We start from the raw sequence: 19222 nt of genomic DNA on the forward strand, positions 1-19222 counted from the left end.
TGCTGCGCATCACACATGACCGAAGCCGAAAACTAGCACGTGTTTCATAAGCATTGGTCATCTTCGGTTAAATGGGGAGTAATCAGCCCTCATGCCGTGACAGTGGACGTCTCGAACCGGTAGTCGTCCAGCGGAAAGCTTCGCGCCTCCCGGAATGCATTGCCCGTCGACGTCGGCCGCAGGATCGCCGCCTCACCGTGCTGGTTGAAGTAGTAGCTGCGTGCCGTCCGGCAGTTGCCGCCGTAGAACACCGAGTCGCCCAGCTTCTCGGTCATCCGGTCCAGGAACTCGTCGTTGGCCCGCTCGGTCACCTCGAACACGTCCGCGCCGCGCCGTCGCATCTCGCCGAACAGTCGCTCCATGTGCGCCATCTGCGACTCGATGGTGGTGAAGTACGACAGGCCGCTGTACGAGTACGGGCCGGCCAGGGTCAGGTAGTTCGGGAACTGCGGCACCGAGACGCCCTCGTAGGCCTGGAAACGATTGTCGCGCCACCACTTCCCGAGGCTGCGGCCCTCCCGGCCGATTATCTCGATCGCCGGGAAGTTCACGTCCCACAGGTTGAAGCCGGTGGCCAGGACCAGGGTGTCGATCTCGGTCCGGCGGCCGTCCGCGGTGACGACGGCATCCGGCTCGATGCGCTCGATCGTCTCGGTCTCGAGGTGCACGTGCGGCTTGGTGAAGGTGCGGTAGTAGCTGTTGGAGAAGGTGGGCCGCTTGCACCCGAAGTCGTAGTCCGGCGTCAGCTTTCGGCGCAGATCGGGGTCGGCGACCTGGGCGCGCAGGTGTCCCCGGGACGCCGCGGCGGCGCCCCTGTTCAGCAGCTTCGTCTGACGGAAGTGCAGCACCGCGCTCACCATCACCGCCTCGAGGATCCCCGAGCTCACCGCGCGCGCCGCACGCTGGACCGCCGGCACCCGCGCAAAGAGCCGCTGCACCACACCCGGGATCGCCGTGTCCACCTTCGGCAGCACCCAGATCGGGGTCCGTTGGTAGACGGTCAGTTCCGCGGCCCTGCGGGCCACCTCCGGGATCAGCTGCACGGCGGTGGCACCGGTCCCGACGATCGCGGTCCGGGTGCCGGTCAGGTCGTAGTCCTCGTCCCATGCCGTGGTGTGGATGACCTTCCCGGCGAACGAGTCGATGCCGGCGATGTCCGGCGTGTGTGGCTGCGACAGGAACCCCGTCGCGGTGAGCAGGTACCGGGCCGTGACGGGCGGCTGCCCCTGGACGGACACCACCCAGTGCTGCGCCTCCTCGTCCCAGCGGGCGCCCTCGACGACGGCGCCGAAGCGCATGTGCCGGCGCAGGTCGTACTTGTCGGCGACGTGGTCGGCGTACCGCTTGAGCTCCGCGCCGGGGGCGAACAGTCGCGACCAGTACGGGTTCGGCTCGAACGAGTAGGAGTACGTCACCGACGCGATGTCGACGGCCAGGCCGGGGTAGCGGTTGACGTGCCACGTGCCGCCCAGGTCGTCCTCGCGTTCGAGGATCGCGAGGTTGTCCAGACCCAGTCGTTCGAGCTGGATCGCGGCTCCCATCCCGCCGAACCCGGCGCCGACGATCACCGCGTCGTAGTGCCCCGCCCTGTGGTGCTGTGCCGCCATCGAAAGCCCTCCAACCGAGTTCCGCCACGTCGGTGCCGACACTACGTCGCGCGTACCCCACCTGCCCGGGTATCGCGGGCGACCGCGGAGCCGTTCAGGCCAGCGAGAGCTGGACGATCGGTTCGGTCGTCGGGGACGGCGAACCGGTGCCGGGTTCGACGGTGATCGCGACGGTCTGCGCGTCCCCGAGACCGGTGATGACCTCGCCGGACGGCGGCGGCATGGTGTCCGCGCTCATGGTCCCGGCCGACCGGGCCGACTCGGCCGTCCCGTCCGCCGGCATCAGCCACATCTGGTAGACCTGCCCCGCGGGCGGCGGCGGCACCGACTCGAGCGAGACGACGGCGGCGTCGAGCTGCCGCGACGCGGTGATGCTGACGCTGCCCCCGGCCACCTCGGCACTGGCGGTCAGGGAGTTCGGCTCCGACATGACCTGCGCCACGCTCGGCTGCGCGGGCTGGTTGTCGGAAAGCTGGTTCACGGCCACCGCCCCGCCGACCCCGATCACGACGACGGCCGCCGCGGCCGCGATCACCCGCGTCCAGCGCCGCCGACGCGCGGCCCGGCGGACGTCCAGATCGGTGACGACCCCGCCACTGGCAGCCCCGCCGCCGTCAACCCCGACCCCGTCCTCGTCCACCGCGGCCAGGATCCGGGCCCGCAGGTCCGACGGCGGCGTGGCGGCGTCGAGTACCGACATCCTGGCCGTCGTCTCCCGCACCTCGCGCACGATCCGCGTGAACTGCGCCGAGGTGTCCGCATCCGCCGCGGCGAGCCGCTCGGCGATCTCGCGCCGCTCGGAGTCCGAGACCGCGCCGAGCGCGTACACGTAGGCCAACTCGAGAAGTCCGTCGCCGCCAGGCGGAGTCGTGGTCTCAGGCATCGGTGCTCACCCCCAGGCAGTTCTTCAGTCGTATGAGTCCGTCTCGGATGCGTGACTTGATCGTCGGCAGCGCCACGTCCAGTTGGTCGGCCACCTCCCGGTAGGTCCGGCCGCCGTAGTAGGCCAACCCGATCGCCTCACGCTGCGTCGCGGTCAGGGAGTCCAGGCAGCCCACGACGGCCTGCTCGTCGAGGCGCTGGCCGACCTCTTCGACCACCACGTCGTGGTCGCGGCCCAGTTGCGCGTACCCGTACACGGTGTTGCGGTCCGAGGCGGACTGCTCGGCCCGGACCCGGTCGACGGTGCGTCGGTGGGTCAGCGTCATCAGCCACCCGACCGGGCTGGAGCGGGCCGGGTCGTAGCGTCCGGCGCCCGACCAGATCTGCAGGTACACCTCCTGCGTGACCTCCTCGGCCAGCGCGGGGTTCCGCAGGATCCGGGTCGACAGGCCGAAGACCCGGCTGCAGGTCAGGTCGTAGAAGTCGGCGAACGCGCGGCGGTCCCCATCGGCCACCGCCGCCAGCAGCTCCGTCAGTCGGCGCGCCTGCGCCACGTCACCGGTGACGCCGGTCGGCGTCACCGGGCAGGCTCGGTCACCGTCGGCATCCGCGTGCGAGTCTTCGGAGCCGTCGGTGTCCATCGCACCATTGTCGCTCACGTGCCCGTCGGCACACATGACGTCGCCGCTTCTGCCGTCCACAATCGACACCTCCCGCTTCACGCAGGTGATTCGGAGCCGCTCGGACGGCGGATGGGCCGGCTCCGATCGGCCGGCCCCACCGTGCGTCGTCTACTGAGCGGGCGGCGTCAGCACCGAGTCGATCAGGTAGACGGTCGCATTGGCCGTGTGCACGCCACCGCAGATCACCGCCGCGTCGTTGACCTTCAGGTTGTCGCCGGACCCGGTGACCGTGACCGTGCCGCCCTCCACCGTCGGGTGCTGGCCGTCGATGTTCGCGGGGCCGATCTGCCCCGGGACCACGTGATAGGTGAGCACCTTCGTCAGCGTCGCCGAGTCGGTCTTCAGTGAGTCGACGGTGGCCGGGTCGACCTTCGCGAACGCCGCGTCCACGGGCGCGAACACCGTGAACTGTCCGCCGTTGAGCGTGTCGACCAGGTTGACGTCCGGGTTGAGCTGCCCGGAGACCGCGGAGACCAGCGTGGTCAGCAACGGGTTGTTCGACGCTGCCACCGCAACCGGGTCCTGTGCCATCCCGGTCACCGAGCCGGCCCCGGTCGGCACCGTCGCCGCATACTCCGCGCAGCCCGGGCCGACCAGGTCCGCCGCCGGGTTCGCCTGTGCCCCTGAGGCCATCGTCCCCGAGGTCATCGCCGACCCGGTCATCTCGTCCTGGGTCATCGCGCTCGGGCCCCCGTCGGACGAACTCGAGTCGTTGCTCGAGCAGGCGGACAGGCCCAGGACGCCGACCGCCGCGAGGCTCACCGCGACACATGCCTTGTGCTGAAGATTCTTCATGGACCATTCACTCCTTCGATCGCAACCGGGCCGACCGCCCGACATCTGTTCTGTCGAGGGGTATTCGGTGTGATCGCGGGCGCGGATGGGTCGGATTCGAAAACTCTTCCGGCGAGACTCCGACGCGGAAATCGACACGAACCCAGCCGGGAGTCGGCCGGCTCCGAATACCCGGCATGCAAACACTCGCGCTGATCGGATTTCTCGGCGGGCTGATCACCGGCATCTCCCCGTGCATCCTCCCGGTCCTCCCGGTGATCTTCTTCTCCGGCGTGCAGAACGCCCGGACCGTGCCCGACGCCCCGCCGGGTGCGGTCGCGACCGAGGTCCGGGCCGAGCCCACCCTCGGCGACCGGTTGCGCCCGTACCGCGTGATCGCCGGTCTGGTCCTGAGTTTCAGCGTCTTCACGCTCGCGGGTTCCCTGCTGCTCTCGCTCCTGCACCTGCCGCAGAACGCAGTGCGCTGGGTCGGCCTGGTCGTCCTGACCCTGATCGGCATGGGCCTGATCTTCCCCGCGGTCGAGCGGCTTCTCGAGCGGCCGTTCTCCCGGATCCCGCAGCGTCCGGTCGGCGCCGGGCGGAGCGGCTTCGGTCTCGGACTGGCCCTCGGGGTGCTGTACGTGCCGTGCGCCGGCCCGGTCCTCGCGGCCATCGTGGTCGCGGGCGCCACCGGCGACATCGGACTGCCCACGATCGTGCTCACCCTGTCCTTCGCGGTCGGCGCGGCCCTGCCGCTGCTGGTCTTCTCGCTCGCCGGACGCCGGATTGCCGAGCGGGTCACCGCGTTCCGTCGGCACGAGCGCGGCATCCGCATCACCGGCGGGCTCCTGATGATCGGCCTCGCCGTCGCGCTGGTCTTCAACCTGCCCGCGGTGCTGCAGCGTGCGGTGCCCGACTACACCAGCTCCCTGCAGGACAGTTTCGCCGCCAGCAGCCAGGTCCGCGGCAAGCTCGACCTGGGCGGCATCGTCAACGACCAGAACCGCGACCTGGCGAACTGCACGGACGGCGCCACCGAGCTCGAGAGCTGCGGCACGGCGCCGGACATCACCGGGATCGACGGGTGGCTGAACACGCCGGGCGGCACGCCGGTGGACCTGAAGTCGTTGCGCGGCAAGGTCGTCCTGATCGACTTCTGGGCGTACTCGTGCATCAACTGCCAGCGGTCCGTCCCGCACGTCGCCGACTGGTACGACGCCTACCGCACAGCCGGGCTCGAGGTGATCGGCGTCCACACGCCCGAATACGCCTTCGAACGCGTCGAGTCCAACGTCGTCGACGGCGCCGCCGGACTCGGCATCACCTACCCGGTGGCGCTGGACAACAGCTACTCCACCTGGACCAACTACCGCAACCGGTACTGGCCCGCGGAGTACCTGATCGACGCGTCGGGCACCGTGCGGCACATCAAGTTCGGCGAGGGCGACTACGACGTCACCGAGAAGCTGATCCGTCGGCTGCTCGAGGATGCCAACCCGGACGCGACGCTGCCCGGCGCCACCGCCGGCGCGGACATGACCCCCCAGTCCAGCACCACGCCCGAAACCTATTTGGGGGTAGGCAAAATGGTGAACTACGGCGGCGCGGGACGCTACTCCGAGGGCAGCGCCACGTTCGACTACCCGGCCGTCCTGCCCGACGACAGCTTCGCGTACCGCGGCCGATGGACCCTGGACTTCCAGGGCGCCACCGCCGAGAGCGACGACGCGAGCATCGCGCTCGACTACCACGGCCGCGACGTCTACCTGGTGGTCGGCGGTACCGGCACCGTGACCGTCACCCGGGACGGCAGGCCGAAGGCGATTCCGGTCAGCGGACCACCGACGCTGTACCCGCTCGTCGACGACGACACCGTCAGCCGCGGCCGGCTCGACGTGGCCCTCACCCCGGGACTCCAGGCGTACTCGTTCACCTACGGCTGACCCAGGAGCAGCTCAGCTGCAGGCGTCTTCAGCCCAATTTAGTTAGTGCGCGATCTATTCGTGTACGATTCACGACATGACCCTCGCCGAAGCCACGCACCCGGACGGCGACATGCTCGCCCTGGACCGCCAGGTCTGCTTCGCGCTCGCCGTCGCGAACCGTGCGGTGCTCTCGGTGTACCGCCCCCTGCTCGAACCGATGGGCCTGACGCACCCGCAGTACCTCGTGATGCTGGCCCTCTGGGGCGAGGCTCCGATGTCGGTGAAGGCGATCGGCACGGCCCTGCAGCTCGACTCCCCGACGCTGTCCCCGCTGCTCAAGCGACTGGAGGCGTCGGGCCTGATCACCCGAACCCGCAGCGCCGACGACGAACGTCAGCTGGTAGTCGACCTCACCGACGCCGGCCGCGCACTGCGCACCCAGGCCGAGCGCATCCCCGGAGCCGTCGTCGCCCGCCTCGGTGTCGGGCTGCCCGAACTCGAGGAACTGCACCGCGTCCTCACCAACATCAACCGCGCAGCACTCCAGGCAGGAGCACTGAACTCATGAGCAAAACCCGCCCCAACCCCGTGCAGTGGATCGCGTACGCGTGCGGCGCGAAGCTGCCCGAGTCGATGAACGACTGGGTGCTCAACGACATCACCGGCGACCACTACGTGGTCCGGCACCTGGTCCGGGCGATGGTGCCGTTCGTGCCGCTGTTCGTGATCTTCATGCTGTTCCCGGGGCCGCTGTGGCTGCGCGGCTCGATGGTGCTGCTCGGCGTGCTGCTCGCGTTGTTCTACTCGGTGGTCTACATCCACCAGAACCGGGCTCGGCGACTGCAGAAGAACGGCCTGCCGATGGAACTCGACAACCCGAGGCGCAAGGCCGCCCAGGCCGCCAAGGAGAACTCCTACAGCGACACCTGGCGCTGACGCCCCCGGTCCGCTCTGCGAAGGGCCGGTCGCGCGAAAGCGGGATGCCCGCGCCCAAAACTTCATAGACTGCTGCATCTGGTGATTTCGAAAGTCTCACACTGTCGAAAGGATCCACATGCGCCTACTGAAGGCCGCGGCCGCTGCCGCCGCCCTGGTCGCCGTGCCCGCCATCCTCGCGGCACCCCCCGCTCAGGCGTTGACGCCCCAGACCGTATTCGGGACGCTGACCTGCAAGAAGGGCCCGCAGAACTCGGCCCCGACGGTCGCGTGGGTGCAGAGCGAGAACGGAGAATCCGGTTGGGCGAAGATCAGCGACGCACCCGGGTCCACCTGGCTGAAGACCTACCGGTACACGGCCAATGACGCCGGCCGGTTCAGGCTCGTCGTCGGCTGCGGCGGAAACGACCCGCAGAAGAAGAAGGGCGTCGTGACCGCCTGGATGAACCCGGGCAGGCACAACGTGACCGCGACCTTCTCCTGACACCCACCGGTCGGGTCCGGCAGTCGACGGGCCGACGGGCGTCGGGCGCTCCGCACGTGAGCGGGGGGCTCAGGCGCCCGTCTCGACCGGTCGACCCGAGGCGATCCAGGCGTCGGTGCCGCCCGCGACGTTGACGGCGTTGATGCCCGCGGCACCGAGGAACGACGCCGCCTGCGCACTGCGTCCGCCCATCGCGCAGATCACAAAAACGGCGGGTGCCGAAGGGATCTCGCCGTAACGAGCGGCAAACTCGCTGAGCGGGATCAGGGTCACACCCGGCACGTGGGCCTGCGCGTACTCGTCCGCCTCGCGGACGTCGATCACCGGGGCACCGTCGACCAGCGCCTGCTCGAGCGCGGCCAGATCCACCTGCTGCATGGGTTCCTCTTCTCGTCGGTTGCTCCGATCATACCCAAGGGGGTATAGAGACCGTCCCGCTCGGTGGCACAGAGTCGGTGCCCGGTTCGCTGTTGCCCAGCCACGGTCCTAGCATCAAGACCATGAGCATCGCCTTCGTTCAGTCCACCTGGCACCGGTCCATCGTCGACCGCGCACGGGACGCCTTCGTGGCCCACTGGCGCGAGCTCGGGCACGATCCCGCCGAGATCGAGTTCTTCGAGACCCCCGGCGCCTTCGAGATCCCGCTGCACGCGCTGCGGCTCGCCCGCACCGGCCGCTTCGACGCGATCGTCGCCGCCGGCCTGGTCGTCGACGGCGGAATCTACCGGCACGAGTTCGTCGCGTCCGCCGTCATCGACGGCCTGATGCGGGTGCAGCTCGACACCGACGTGCCGGTGTTCTCGGCCGTCCTCACCCCGCACCACTTCCACGAGCACGCCGACCACGCCGACTTCTTCACCGCACACTTCGACAAGAAGGGCGCCGAGGTGGCCGACGCCTGCTCCGGCACCCTGGCCTCGCTCGCCACGATCAAGTAGTCGCCCCCGAACGCTCCCCAATGTCACATCGGGTACCCCCGGGTTCCCCAATGTGACATTGGGGAACAGGGGCACGGGTGTCGGTGGCCGGTGCAATACTCCGGATCGAGCGGTCGAGGAAGTTCCCGCTCGATCCCGGAACTCCCGAACTCTCCGCCGACGCGCTGAAGGAGCACTGTGCCCGAAACCGAGAAGAAGATCCTGTACGTCGACCTGGACAACACGCTGGTCGACTTCCCGTCCGGCATCAACCGCGCCCACCCCGAAATGCGGGCCAGGCACGACGGCGACTTCGACGAGATTCCCGGCATCTTCGCCACCATGGACCCGCTGCCCGGCGCGATCGAGGCGTACACCGAGCTGGCCGGGCACTTCGACACCTACATCCTGTCCACCGCCCCCTGGGCAAATGCCTCCGCCTGGCACGACAAGGCGCTGTGGGTGCAGCGGCACTTCGGTTTCGGCCCGGACTCCGTCGCCTACAAGCGGCTGATCCTCTCGCACCACAAGAACCTCAACCGCGGCGACTTCCTGGTCGACGACCGGACGGCCAACGGGGCCGGCGAGTTCGAGGGCGAACTGGTCACGTTCGGTTCGCCCGCCTTCCCAGACTGGGCCGCCGTCACGAAGTACCTCCTCGACCGGAAGTGACTGCGCCGCCGCCCTCGGGTCGGCCGAATGTCGCGATTCGTTCACTTCGACGAACGGTTGCGGCATTCGGTCAGTCCAGCAGCATCGGTCAGGCGGGCAGGCCGCCCAGGAACTCGATCATCGCCGCGTTCACCTCGGCCGGCTTCTCCATCTGCACGAAGTGCCCGGCGCCGGGGATCACGTGGGTGGACACCAGCCCGGGCACCAGCTTCCGCATGGCTGCGAACGGGTCCCGGCCCATCATCTCGAGCACCGGATCCTTCTCCCCCGCGATGAAGGTGACCGGCACCTCCACCGGACGCTCGTGCAGCGCCTCGTTCTGCGCCCACACCGCATCCTCGGCGCGGTACCAGTTGAGTCCACCGGTGAACCCGGTGCGCTCGAATTCCGCCACGTAGTAGCCGAACTCGTCTTCGTCCAGCCAGTTCCACGGCAGCGCGGGTGGCTCCGGCAGCACGTCCAGGTAGCCGTTGCCCTCCGACGGGAACTCCCAGCAGTCGAGGTACCGGTTCGCGCCGCTGAGTGCGTGGAAGAGCTTGGCCAGGAACTCCCGGGTGTTCTCGCCCAGCTCCCGGTCCGCGACGCCACGCTCCTGGAAGTAGTGCACGTGCGCAAAGTGCTGGGACGCCAGGTACCGGAATCCGACGCTCGGCTGCACGGGCAGTCGCGGGGTGCGCGGGACGCTGAGCTGCATCAGCGCTGACACCCGGCCGGGCGCCCACGCGGGCAGGTCCCACACCAGGTGGGCCCCGAAGTCGTGCCCCGCGAACACCGCCTGCTCGAGACCCAGCGCGTCGAGCAGGCCGACCATGTCCGCGACGGTGTGCGCCCGGTCGTAGGCCGCGACGTCCGACGGTACCGAGGTGCGCCCGTAGCCGCGCATGTCCGGGGCGATCACCCGGTACCCCGCCGCCGCCAACGCGTCGAGCTGGTGACGCCAGCTGAACCACAGCCCCGGGAATCCGTGGCAGAGCACCACCGGCCTGCCCTCGCCCCGCTCGGCGACGTGCATCTCGATCCCGTTCACCGGCAGGATCCGGTGCGTCACTTCGGTCTTCACGTGCCGCTCCGGACCGGGACGGCGCGCTCGACCGAGCGGGCGAGCGCGGCACGAAAGGACAGGGGCAGCAGCACCCCGGCACCGAGGGTGCCGAAGCGTCGGTGGATCATGTCGCCGGTCAAGGGAAACCTGTTCGGAAGAGGGCGGTCGGGGTCTCGCGACGGTACCCAATCTCCCTGAGGATGCGCGGCCGAACGACGCACTTCGCCCACCTGCGGCTAGTTCAGCAACCGGGACCTGATCTCGTTCTTGAGCACCTTGCCGACCTTGGAACGAGGGAGGTCCGACCAGACCTCCACCTGCTTGGGCGTTTTCACGCCGCCGATGCGTTCCCTGACGAAGGCGATCAGCTCCGCCGACGACACCGCGCGCCCGGTCTGCGGCTGCACCACCGCCACCACTCGCTCGCCCCACTTGTCGTCGGGAAGTCCCACCACCCCGCAGTCCTGGACGTCGGGGTGCTCCATCAGCGCCTGCTCGACCTCCACCGAGTAGACGTTGAACCCGCCGGTGATGATCATGTCCTTGGCGCGGTCGACGATGTACAGGTAGTTGTCCTCGTCCAGGTATCCGATGTCGCCGGTGTGGTGCCAGCCGTGCATCGAGGCCTCCGCCGTGGCCGCCGGGTTCTTGTAGTAGCCGGCCATCACCAGCGAACTGCGGACCACCACCTCGCCGCGCTCACCGACCGGCAGCAGCCGGCCCGCCGCGTCCATGATCGCGACGGTCACCAACGGCGACGGACGCCCGGCGGACGCCAGTCGATTCCGGGCGATCGACCCGTCCGCGAGGAAGTGGTCCTCGGGCGGCATCGTCGAGATCATCATCGGCGCCTCGCTCTGCCCGAAGAGTTGCGCCATGACCGGCCCCAACTTGCCGATGGCCTCCTCGAGCCGAGCGGGTGAGATCGGCGCTGCGCCGTACCAGAAGCATTGCAGCGACGAAAGATCCGTCGACGACAGGTCCGGCTGTTCGAGCAGCATGTAGATCAGCGTGGGCGGCAGGAAGGTGTGCGTGACCCGGTGCCGCGCGACGAGGGCGAGGAACTCGCCGAGGTCCGGCCTCGGCATGATCACCACCTCGCCGCCGAGCGCCAGGATGGGCAGGCTGAGAACCCCGGCCGCGTGGGTCAGCGGTGCCAGGGCCAGGTACACGGGCCTGCCTTCGAACGGATACCCCATCAGCATCAGCGCGGTCATCGTCTCGATGTTCCGGGTGGTGAGCATGACGCCCTTGGGTTTCCCAGTGGTACCGCCGGTGCCGACGAGCATCACGACGTCGTCCGGGGGAACCGAGACGGGGGTGTCGAGCCCCACCGGTGGCGGGTCCGCGGGCCCCAGCCACCGTCCGAGCGACGGCACGTCCGCTCCGTCCCGGTCCAGGCACACCAGCGTGGTCAGCTTCGGCAGATCGTCGCGGATCCGCTCGACGAGCGGTTCGAACGCGGACTGGTAGATCAGGCACTCGCAGTCGAAAAGCTCCAGCAGGTCCCGGTTCTCGGGCGCCTCGTTGCGGGGGTTGACCGGACACCACACCCCGCCGGCCCGCGCAATTCCGAACCCGCAGGTGAACGCGATGGGGTCGTTCGCCGACAGGATCGCCACCTTCGCTCCGGGCCCGACGGACCGGGTCAGGGCCGCGGCGATCCGGCCACTGAGCTCCCGCACCTCCCGATACGACATCGACTCCGATCCCATCGTGAGACAGGGGGCAGAGTCGCCGAGGCTCGCCCCCTTGTCGAGGTAGTCGCTCAACCGCATGACCATCGGTTCGTCAACCCTGCACGGTGACAACGGGTTCCATGACGAGGCCGAAACTCCTCAATACCCCGAGAAGCTCTCGGTGACCGAAGGCCTGGCACGCCGACGCCAGCCCGACGCGCCGCGGAGGCTGCTGCAGCAGACGATACGCGGAGTAGGCCTGCAGCAGGCCCGTCTGCTTGTAGTTGCAGTTCCCGTGGATCACGCAGTGCGCCCGGCCCAACGGTCCGGACGCGTACACCGAGTCCAGCGAGGAGTTCAGCCGCGGGTTCTCCCGCGGCGGCATGCCGGCCTGCACGGACCCGGCGATCTTGGCGAGTGCGGCCTCCTGCTGGTCCAGCGGCAGCGTCTTGATCTGTTCCTCGACCACCTTCTGGGTCTGCACGACGCCCTCCATCACGGTCCGGTCGAAGACCCCGCCGACGGCCCGGCAGTTCGCCACCCGCGGGTCGTCCTTGAACCACACCGGGTGCGAGGTTCCGCCCCAAGGCAGGGCGAGACCGGTCTGGTGCTGGCCTGGGACCACCACCTCGAAGGCACTGCCGGTCGTCCACTTCACGTACTGGTTCTGCTCGAGGTAGTACCAGTCGGCCTTGAGGATCGTGAAGATGGTCTGCATCGACGCGTAGGTGGGAAATCCCTTCCACAGCACCAGGATGTCGAGCGTGTCCAGGCCTGGGTTCTCCAGGCAGATGTTCGCCGCGATCTCCCCGGTGGTGTACATCTGCGCGACCCCAGGCGAGAGCAGCAGGCCCTTGTGCGCGTAGCCGGCGCCGAACTCCGCCTGGGCGGCCAGCACCCAGTCCTGCTCGCCGGTGGTGTCCGTGTAGTGACATCCCGCGGCCAGGGCGGCCTCCACCACCGTCGACCCGAATTTGATGAACGGGCCGACCATGTTGCTGACAACCCTTGCGCCGGTGAACAACTCGGTCAATGCCTCGACCGAGTGCTCGACCTCCACCACCTCGTGGTCGACTGTCTCGATGCCCGGCACCGCGTCGACCACGGCCTGTACGCGGTCGCGGTCGCGTCCGGCGGCGACGAACGGGACGTTGAACTCGCGGAGGTACTCGCACACCAGCCTGCCGGTGTAGCCGGAGACACCGTAGACCACAACAGGTTTGGTACTCATGTCGGTGCTGCCTTCCTGCCCTCGGGGCGAGGGCCGACGCGCTACATGCCCATGCCACCGTCCACCGGGAGCCCGACGCCCGTCACAAATCGGGCCGCGTCCGACGCCAGGAACACCACCGCGTCGGCCATGTCCGCCACCTCGCCGAGCCGTCCGAGCGGGGTCAGTCCGATCACGTCCCCGACCGCTGCTTCCGCGGACGGCCACAGCCCGAGCCTCGCCATGTCCGCGGCGAGCCCCAACCCCATCTCGGTGGCGACCAGCCCGGGAAAGACGCAGTTCACCCGCACGCCGTAGCCGAGCTTGCCGGACTCCTGCGCCGCGACCCGGGTCAACCGGTCCACCGCCGACTTGGTCGCCGAGTACGCGGCGATACCGGGGAACGGGATGGTCGCCGCCACCGACGACACGTTGACGATGACGCCGCCGGCCCCGGCCGCGCCGCCGGGACGCATGGCGCGCAGGCCGTGCTTCATGCCAAGCGCGACGCCGACGATGTTCACCTCGCACATGCGCCGGATGTCGTCGGGGTCCAGGTCGACCACCAGCGAGGAGATCTCGACGCCGGCGTTGTTGACCAGGACGTCCAGGCCGCCCAGCTCCGCCACGGTCGCGGCCACCGCCGCCTGCCAGGAGTCCTCTCGAGTCACGTCGAGCGCGACGAAACCGGACCGCGCCCCGGAGCGGCCGATGGCGTCCGCGGTCTCCCGACCGGCCTCGGCGAGGACGTCGCCGATCATCACCGCAGCGCCTGCCCGCGCGAGCGCCTCCGCCATCCCGGCGCCCAACCCCCGGGCACCGCCGGTGACCAGGGCTGTACGGCCGTTCAGATCAAAGACACTCATGCGACTGCCTCCACCGATGTGGTGTGGATCATACCGCGGGAGGCAGGGCGCTCGCCCGGCTCAGCCGAGCCGCGGCTCCAGCCAGGAGGCCACGTCGTCGAGCACCTTCTGCTGCTCGGGCTCGTTGAACACCTCGTGGAACAGCCCCGCGTACTCGTGGTAGGTCAGGTCCTGAGACCCCGCCGTCGCGGCGATCATCCGGCTCCCGTTCACGTTCACCAGCCCGTCCTCGCCGCCGTGCAGCAGCAGCAACGGAATCCGGAGACCCGGCAGCCGTGTGGGCAGCGACTCGGCGTTGACCACCAGGCCGCGCGCGATGCCGGCCGGAACCTTGCCGTGGTGCACCAGCGGGTCGGCGTTGTAGCGGGCCACCACGTCAGCGTCCCGGGAGACGAGGTTCGAGTCCAGCGCCTGCACCGGCAACGACGGGGCGATCCGGCCGACGACCTTGCCCAGCGCGACCACCACCGCCGGCGTCCCGCTGGTCACGTCCACCGCGGGGCCGGACAGGATGAGGCCGGTGAGCTGGTCCTGGTGCTCGAGCGCGTAGGACAGCGCGATCGCACCGCCCATGCTGTGGCCGAGCAGGTAGCGGTCCAGGCCCGGACGCTCCTCGGCGACGATTCCGAACAGCCGCTCCAGGTCGTCGGTGAAGTCCGACCAGGCCTTGAGCTCCACCCGCTTGCCGCCGGAGCGCCCGTGCCCGCGATGGTCCAGGGCGTACACGACCAGGCCCAGGTCGTCGACGAGCCGCGCGATCACGTGGTCGTAGCGGCGGGCATGCTCGCCGAAGCCGTGTGAAAGCACCAGCGCCGCACGCGGCGGACCCTCCGGGGTCCACACGTCGTAGACGATCCGGGTGCCGTAGTTGCCGGTGAAGGAGGACTCTGTGTGCGCCACGGCCCGAGCATAGGCCGAAGTGCGGGCCGAGCAGGCCGACAACGCGGGGCCGCGTCGCGTCGCGGTCGTGGCAGACTCGTGAAGACGTCGCGATTCCCGCCTGAGGAGGCGCCATGTCCGAACCGACTGCCCCCGCCTGGCCCGCGCTGCGGGTCGCGGACTGGACCGAGACCCGCGAGACGCTGCACATGTGGATGCAGATCGTCGGCAAGATCCGGCTGTCGCTGGCGCCGCTGGTCAATCACTGGTGGCAGGTCACGCTGTACGTGACCCCGCGCGGCCTGACCACCTCGACCATCCCCTACGGGACCCGGGTCTTCGACATCGAGTTCGACTTCCGCGCACACCGGCTGCGCATCGTCACCAGCGACGGCGGCGCGGACGAGGTCGCGCTCGAGCCGCAGTCGGTGGCCGAGTTCCACGCCAAGGTCGGGCGGGCCCTCGACCGACTCGGGATCGAGGTGACCACCCAGGCCACCCCGAACGAGGTCGACCCCGCGATCCCCTTCGCCGAGGACCGCACCCACTGCGCCTACGACGCGACGGCCGCAAATCTGTTCTGGCGGCAACTCGTGCAGGCCGACCGCGTCCTGCACGAGTTCAGGTCCCACTTCATCGGCAAGGTCTCCCCCGTCCACTTCTTCTGGGGCGCCATGGATCTCGCGTGCACCCGGTTCTCAGGCCGGACCGCGCCCACCCACCCGGGCGGCGCGCCCAACTGCGGCGACTGGGTCATGGTCGAGGGCTACTCACACGAGTTGAGCAGCTGCGGGTTCTGGCCGGGCGGCGGCGACGAGGGCGCGTTCTACGCGTACGCCTACCCCGAACCGGACGGGTTCGACGCCTCCCCGATCGGAGCGCCGGACGCCTTCTACAGCAAGGAGTTCCGGCAGTTCCTGCTCCCCTACGAGGCGGTCCGCACCGCGAGCGATCCCGACGCCGTGCTGCTCGACTTCCTGCAGGGCACCTACCGGGCGGCCGCCGAGCTCGGCGGCTGGGACCGCTCCGCACTCGAGTGCGACCCCGACCGATGGGCTGCGCACCGCCAGGGCGTGTCCTAGTCGTCGATGTCGTAGACCACCGAGACCGACACCGTCAGCTCCTGACTGCCCGGTTCGACCGGCGTCGACGGCGCCCGGTCGAACGCCGTCCCGGCCTGCGGGTACGGGCCCGGCGTGCCCGCGGGCACCTCGGTGATCGACCGGACCTCGCCCAGGCGCACCCCGGCCGCGTCGGCGATCTGCCCCGCCTGGTCCTTGGCCTGCTGCACCGCATCAGCGCGGGCCTGCGCCCGCAGTTCGCTGTCGTCGGCGATCGAGAAGGAGGTCTGCTGCACCCGGATCGCGTCGCCCGAGGCGCCTGCCGCCGCGTCGATCAGCCCGCCCGCCTTGCTCACGTCACGCACGGTCGCCGTCACCTGGTTGGTCACCTCGTACCCGGTGATCGCCGAGCCGCCGGGCGCGAAGACCGGCTGCACGGACAGGTTGGAGGTCTGGATGTCCTTCGCCTCCACGCCCTTGCCCTTCAGCGTGTCGATCAGGTCGGTGGCGCGCTGGGCGTTCTCGGCGAGGGCGACATTGGCCTCGGCGCCCTGAGTCTGGACACCGAGGACCACGGTGACGGTGTCGGGGGTGCCGGTCACCTTCCCGGTGCCCTGGGTGCTGATCCCGGGCGGCGCGGAGTCGCCGGACCCGCCGTCGCTGCCGCTGGTACACCCGGTGACCAGCAGTGACACGGCGGCGGCGGTCAGGGCAAGGGCGGCGGTCGATCGTCGTGTCGTCGGCACAACCCCACTATGACCCATCGACGTCCGCTCGTGCGCCCGAAGTTGCCGGAACGCCCGTTCCCCGCCGCACCGTCCACGCGAGCGCCGCGGCGAGCAGCAGCGTGGTCGCCGCGAACACGATCGCGAGGTGCTCCGCGGTGAACACCGCCGCGGAGGAGTCGTCGCCGGACTGCACCACCGCCACCGGGGCGCTGAGCACGGACGAGATCTGTTGCTGCTGAGCGGCATTACGCACCGGGATGGCGTCGACACCCTTGGTCAGCTGGTCGCCGAGCTGCGCAGACACGCTCTTGAGCTGGCCGACACCGGCCAGGATCTGGTCCTTGGTGCTCCCAAGCAACTCGGGTGCCTGCGCGGCGATCGGCCCGATGCCGTCCTGCAGCTGGAGACCGGCGCTGGTGAGCTGCGCGGACACCGCCTCCAACTGGCCGAAGCCGCTGCGCACCGCGTCGCCGAGGTCGGTGTCCGGCCCGACCCCCTCGCCGAGCAGCGCGGTGACGGAGTTCAACTGGGCGGACAGCGCACCGAGGTCGGCGGCCGTCTGTTCCAGCGCGCCGACGGCCCTGCCCACCTCGACGCCCGACGCCCGCAGGACGGCCTCGGCACCGGGGGCGCGCAGCACAGCGACCGCCTCGCCGAGGCCGTCCTGCAGCCGTGCCGTCCCGCGGGTGACGTCGCCGATGCTCAGCCCGAGCGCGGTCAGCCGGTCGGACAGCTCCCCGGCGGGGCCGCTCGCCCCGTCGACCATCCCGGCGACCTGGCCCGCCACGTCCACCAACTGGTTCGCCCCGTCGTTCGCGGTCGCCAGGTAGGGCAGCACCGAGTCCACCCCGGCCAGCAGCTCCTGCGCCTGCTTGTCCGCCGCACCAGTTGCGGCGGTGAGCAGTTGGGCCGGCAGCAAGGTCTGCTGCAGCTGCCCGCGCGCCGACGCGACACCGGCGAGCAGGTCCTTGATGCCGCGGGCGCCGGTCTGCTCCGAGACGGTGGTCATCAGGGCGGTGATGGCCGCGTCGTCGGCCGCGGTGCCGGGCCGGTTGCGGTGCACGGCGAGCTCGGCCTGCCGGGGATCGGTGCCACCCTGGCTGGTCACGGCCTCGGAGAAGTCCGCCGGGACGGTCACCGACGCCAGGTACTTCCGGTCCGCGGCAGTGTCGGCGTCCACCACCTCCCAGTCGAAGTCGTCGGCCTCCTGCAGCGCCGCGACCACCTGGTCGCCGGCCCGCACCGGCTTGCCCGCGGCGCTGGCCCCGGCGTCCTCGTTCACGATGGCGACCAGCCGCGACGGGGTGTCCGACCGGCTCCAGAAGTAGGCGCCCACACCGCCGCCCAGCAGGGCCGCGGTCAGCAGGAGGGCGGTCCACCGCCGTCTGTTTCGGGGCGGATTCGCATGTGTGGCAACCATAGCTGCGACGCTACGGGCGGATTGTGGCGTGTCCCTTGCGTGTGTCTGAGGATTCTCTGAGGTCCTCGAACCGGCATGCACCCGCCTTCCGCGAGGCCACCGTGCGGTAAGGGGATCGGTCAGGCGCCGGCCGGGTGCGGAGAGTCGTCTGCCGACGGTGCCCCGACCACGGGCAGTGACGGCAGGCGGGTCGCCTGGGCGCGGAACCGGCGACGCAGCCACCAGCTGGCGGCGACCACGGCCGCGACCGCCAGCAGCACGGTGGCACCGCCGCCGAGCGCGTGTTCGACCCTCTCGTACGAGTTCCCCGCGAAGTAGCCGAGGAGCACGTTCCCGGTGCCGAACACCACGGCCGCGACCGAGTTGAAGGCCAGGAAGCGCCGGTACGTCATCTCGCTGAGCCCGGCGAGCGGGGGCATCACCGTCCGCACGTACGCCACGAAGCGACCCAGGAACACCGCCGGGCCGCCGTGCCGCGTGAGCAACGCCTGCGCACCGTCGAGCCGGGCGCCGAGGAACGGGACCCGCAACACCCGCGGACCCAGCCGCCGGCCGAGTCCGAATCCGACGGTGTCGCCGAGGATCGCGGCGACGATCACCAGTGCGATCATCAGCCACAGGTTCGCGTCGGTCTGGCTGGCGATCACGCCGCCCATGATCGCGGCGGTCTCGCCGGGGACGAGGAACCCCAACAGCAGCGCATCCTCGGTGAAGACGAATGCGGCTACGACGGCATACCCGACGATCACGTCGAGGGTCTGTAGTCGCTCCAGCAGTTCGCCCATGGTGCGCTCCGCGTCAGTCCGCGTCCGGGAAGGGTTGGCCCGGCCTGGCGAATCCCGCGCCGGCCAGGTCGAATCCGTCGTGCAGCAACTGCTCGAACCGGGCCACCCCCTCGCCCGGCTGCCACGCCCGATACGCGGTGTGCACGACGGCGAAGGCCGAGTTCAGCACCAGCGCGAGATGGAAGGCATCGAGGTCGGTGCCCGCGGTCCGGCACCCGGCCCACTCCCGGACGAAGGTCCGGAACGGCTCGCTGGCCGACCACATCGACTCGAGTGTGGGCGGGGAGGCCACGATGATGTTCTTGCGCAGCAACAGTTTCGGCTCGTCGCGGCCGACGCAGCCGACGATGATCTCCCGCAACGAGTCCCACAGGGGCTCGTCGGCGGGCCTCGCGGCCGCCCGGCACCGCCAGTACGCCTGATCCTCGGGGTCGGGGTCGAGCAGCAACGACTCCTTGGAGTCGAAGTAGTTGAACAGGGTGCTCTTCGAGACGTTCGCGGCGGCCGCGATCTCCTCGACGCACACCGCGTCGTACCCGCGGGCGCAGACGAGTTCGACCGCCGCGGCGCGCAGTGCGCGCCACGTCTCGAGCTTCTTCGCCGCGCGGAGCCCGGCTGGCTGGGTCACGATTCCAGCGTAGGCCCAATGTTGTACTCGGTACAAGTTTGGGC

22 protein-coding genes are annotated in these 19222 nt (G+C 69.8%); 7 read left to right on the forward strand and 15 right to left on the reverse strand.

What is annotated here, in order from left to right:
- Positions 1-89: 89 nt before the first annotated feature.
- From RT2_RS04710 to RT2_RS04725, 4 genes are all read right to left on the reverse strand, one after another.
- Positions 90-1607, reverse strand: coding sequence for a flavin-containing monooxygenase (locus RT2_RS04710; RefSeq protein WP_072843371.1), 1518 nt, complete (start codon positions 1605-1607; stop codon positions 90-92).
- A gap of 94 nt (positions 1608-1701) precedes the next feature.
- Positions 1702-2490: an anti-sigma factor gene (locus RT2_RS04715; protein WP_072843372.1), complete on the reverse strand. Its 789-nt coding sequence runs from the start codon at positions 2488-2490 to the stop codon at positions 1702-1704.
- Positions 2483-3130, reverse strand: coding sequence for an ECF RNA polymerase sigma factor SigK (gene sigK, locus RT2_RS04720; protein ID WP_072843520.1), 648 nt, complete (start codon positions 3128-3130; stop codon positions 2483-2485). The genes RT2_RS04715 and sigK overlap by 8 nt, the downstream gene beginning before the upstream one ends.
- Before the next feature lie 150 nt (positions 3131-3280).
- Complete coding sequence (locus RT2_RS04725) at positions 3281-3967, reverse strand: fasciclin domain-containing protein (protein WP_072843373.1); 687 nt, start codon at positions 3965-3967, stop codon at positions 3281-3283.
- A 176-nt stretch (positions 3968-4143) separates the two neighbouring features.
- On the opposite strand from RT2_RS04725, the gene RT2_RS04730 reads away from it, so the two are divergent.
- The 4 genes from RT2_RS04730 (at position 4144) to RT2_RS04745 (ending at position 7291) form a co-directional block, all read left to right on the forward strand.
- Positions 4144-5889, forward strand: coding sequence for a cytochrome c biogenesis protein DipZ (locus RT2_RS04730; protein ID WP_072843374.1), 1746 nt, complete (start codon positions 4144-4146; stop codon positions 5887-5889).
- A 76-nt stretch (positions 5890-5965) separates the two neighbouring features.
- Entirely contained in the window at positions 5966-6439 is a 474-nt protein-coding gene (locus RT2_RS04735) for a MarR family winged helix-turn-helix transcriptional regulator (RefSeq protein ID WP_072843375.1), read from the forward strand.
- Positions 6436-6807, forward strand: coding sequence for a DUF5313 family protein (locus RT2_RS04740; protein WP_072843376.1), 372 nt, complete (start codon positions 6436-6438; stop codon positions 6805-6807). Before RT2_RS04735 ends, RT2_RS04740 begins: the two co-directional genes overlap by 4 nt.
- Before the next feature lie 118 nt (positions 6808-6925).
- On the forward strand, positions 6926-7291 hold the full coding sequence (locus RT2_RS04745; protein ID WP_072843377.1) for a hypothetical protein: 366 nt from the start codon (positions 6926-6928) through the stop codon (positions 7289-7291).
- Positions 7292-7360: 69 nt separating this feature from the next.
- Here the strand turns inward: RT2_RS04745 and RT2_RS04750 are convergent, their stop codons facing one another.
- A complete protein-coding gene (locus RT2_RS04750) occupies positions 7361-7669 on the reverse strand; it encodes a rhodanese-like domain-containing protein (RefSeq protein WP_072843378.1) in 309 nt (102 codons plus the stop codon).
- A 122-nt stretch (positions 7670-7791) separates the two neighbouring features.
- Between RT2_RS04750 and RT2_RS04755 the strand changes: the two genes are divergently transcribed.
- A complete protein-coding gene (locus tag RT2_RS04755; protein ID WP_072843379.1) occupies positions 7792-8229 on the forward strand; it encodes a 6,7-dimethyl-8-ribityllumazine synthase in 438 nt (145 codons plus the stop codon).
- A gap of 177 nt (positions 8230-8406) precedes the next feature.
- Complete coding sequence (locus RT2_RS04760; RefSeq protein ID WP_072843380.1) at positions 8407-8880, forward strand: 5' nucleotidase, NT5C type; 474 nt, start codon at positions 8407-8409, stop codon at positions 8878-8880.
- Positions 8881-8968: 88 nt separating this feature from the next.
- Here RT2_RS04760 and RT2_RS04765 read toward each other — a convergent pair whose 3' ends face one another.
- From RT2_RS04765 to RT2_RS04785, 6 genes are all read right to left on the reverse strand, one after another.
- On the reverse strand, positions 8969-9892 hold the full coding sequence (locus RT2_RS04765) for an alpha/beta fold hydrolase (protein WP_072843521.1): 924 nt from the start codon (positions 9890-9892) through the stop codon (positions 8969-8971).
- Positions 9893-9936: 44 nt separating this feature from the next.
- Complete coding sequence (locus RT2_RS26285) at positions 9937-10062, reverse strand: hypothetical protein (protein ID WP_255312503.1); 126 nt, start codon at positions 10060-10062, stop codon at positions 9937-9939.
- Between the two features lie 96 nt (positions 10063-10158).
- Complete coding sequence (locus RT2_RS04770; RefSeq protein ID WP_072843522.1) at positions 10159-11700, reverse strand: acyl-CoA synthetase; 1542 nt, start codon at positions 11698-11700, stop codon at positions 10159-10161.
- 13 nt (positions 11701-11713) lie between these two features.
- A complete protein-coding gene (locus RT2_RS04775) occupies positions 11714-12832 on the reverse strand; it encodes a DUF5938 domain-containing protein (RefSeq protein ID WP_072843381.1) in 1119 nt (372 codons plus the stop codon).
- A 41-nt stretch (positions 12833-12873) separates the two neighbouring features.
- Positions 12874-13677: an SDR family NAD(P)-dependent oxidoreductase gene (locus tag RT2_RS04780; protein WP_072843382.1), complete on the reverse strand. Its 804-nt coding sequence runs from the start codon at positions 13675-13677 to the stop codon at positions 12874-12876.
- Positions 13678-13737: 60 nt separating this feature from the next.
- The gene (locus RT2_RS04785) at positions 13738-14577 is read right to left on the reverse strand and encodes an alpha/beta hydrolase (RefSeq protein ID WP_072843383.1); all 840 of its coding nucleotides are present in this window, start codon (positions 14575-14577) and stop codon (positions 13738-13740) included.
- Between the two features lie 113 nt (positions 14578-14690).
- On the opposite strand from RT2_RS04785, the gene RT2_RS04790 reads away from it, so the two are divergent.
- On the forward strand, positions 14691-15638 hold the full coding sequence (locus RT2_RS04790; protein WP_072843384.1) for a DUF5996 family protein: 948 nt from the start codon (positions 14691-14693) through the stop codon (positions 15636-15638).
- Here the strand turns inward: RT2_RS04790 and RT2_RS04795 are convergent.
- The 4 genes from RT2_RS04795 to RT2_RS04810 all read right to left on the reverse strand — a co-directional run bounded on the left by RT2_RS04795 (position 15635) and on the right by RT2_RS04810 (position 19178).
- The gene (locus RT2_RS04795; protein ID WP_245709208.1) at positions 15635-16363 is read right to left on the reverse strand and encodes an SIMPL domain-containing protein; all 729 of its coding nucleotides are present in this window, start codon (positions 16361-16363) and stop codon (positions 15635-15637) included. The genes RT2_RS04790 and RT2_RS04795 overlap by 4 nt on opposite strands.
- A 7-nt stretch (positions 16364-16370) precedes the next feature.
- Positions 16371-17765 carry a YhgE/Pip domain-containing protein gene (locus RT2_RS04800; RefSeq protein WP_072843386.1) on the reverse strand — a complete coding sequence of 465 codons (1395 nt, stop codon included), beginning with the start codon at positions 17763-17765 and terminating at the stop codon, positions 16371-16373.
- A gap of 119 nt (positions 17766-17884) precedes the next feature.
- Complete coding sequence (locus RT2_RS04805) at positions 17885-18550, reverse strand: DedA family protein (RefSeq protein ID WP_072843387.1); 666 nt, start codon at positions 18548-18550, stop codon at positions 17885-17887.
- A gap of 13 nt (positions 18551-18563) precedes the next feature.
- Positions 18564-19178 carry a TetR/AcrR family transcriptional regulator gene (locus tag RT2_RS04810; protein WP_072843388.1) on the reverse strand — a complete coding sequence of 205 codons (615 nt, stop codon included), beginning with the start codon at positions 19176-19178 and terminating at the stop codon, positions 18564-18566.
- Positions 19179-19222: the final 44 nt, after the last annotated feature.

Origin of the sequence: Rhodococcus tukisamuensis NBRC 100609, from assembly GCF_001894985.1 — a bacterium.
GTDB classification, from domain to species: Bacteria; Actinomycetota; Actinomycetes; order Mycobacteriales; family Mycobacteriaceae; genus Rhodococcus_G; species Rhodococcus_G tukisamuensis.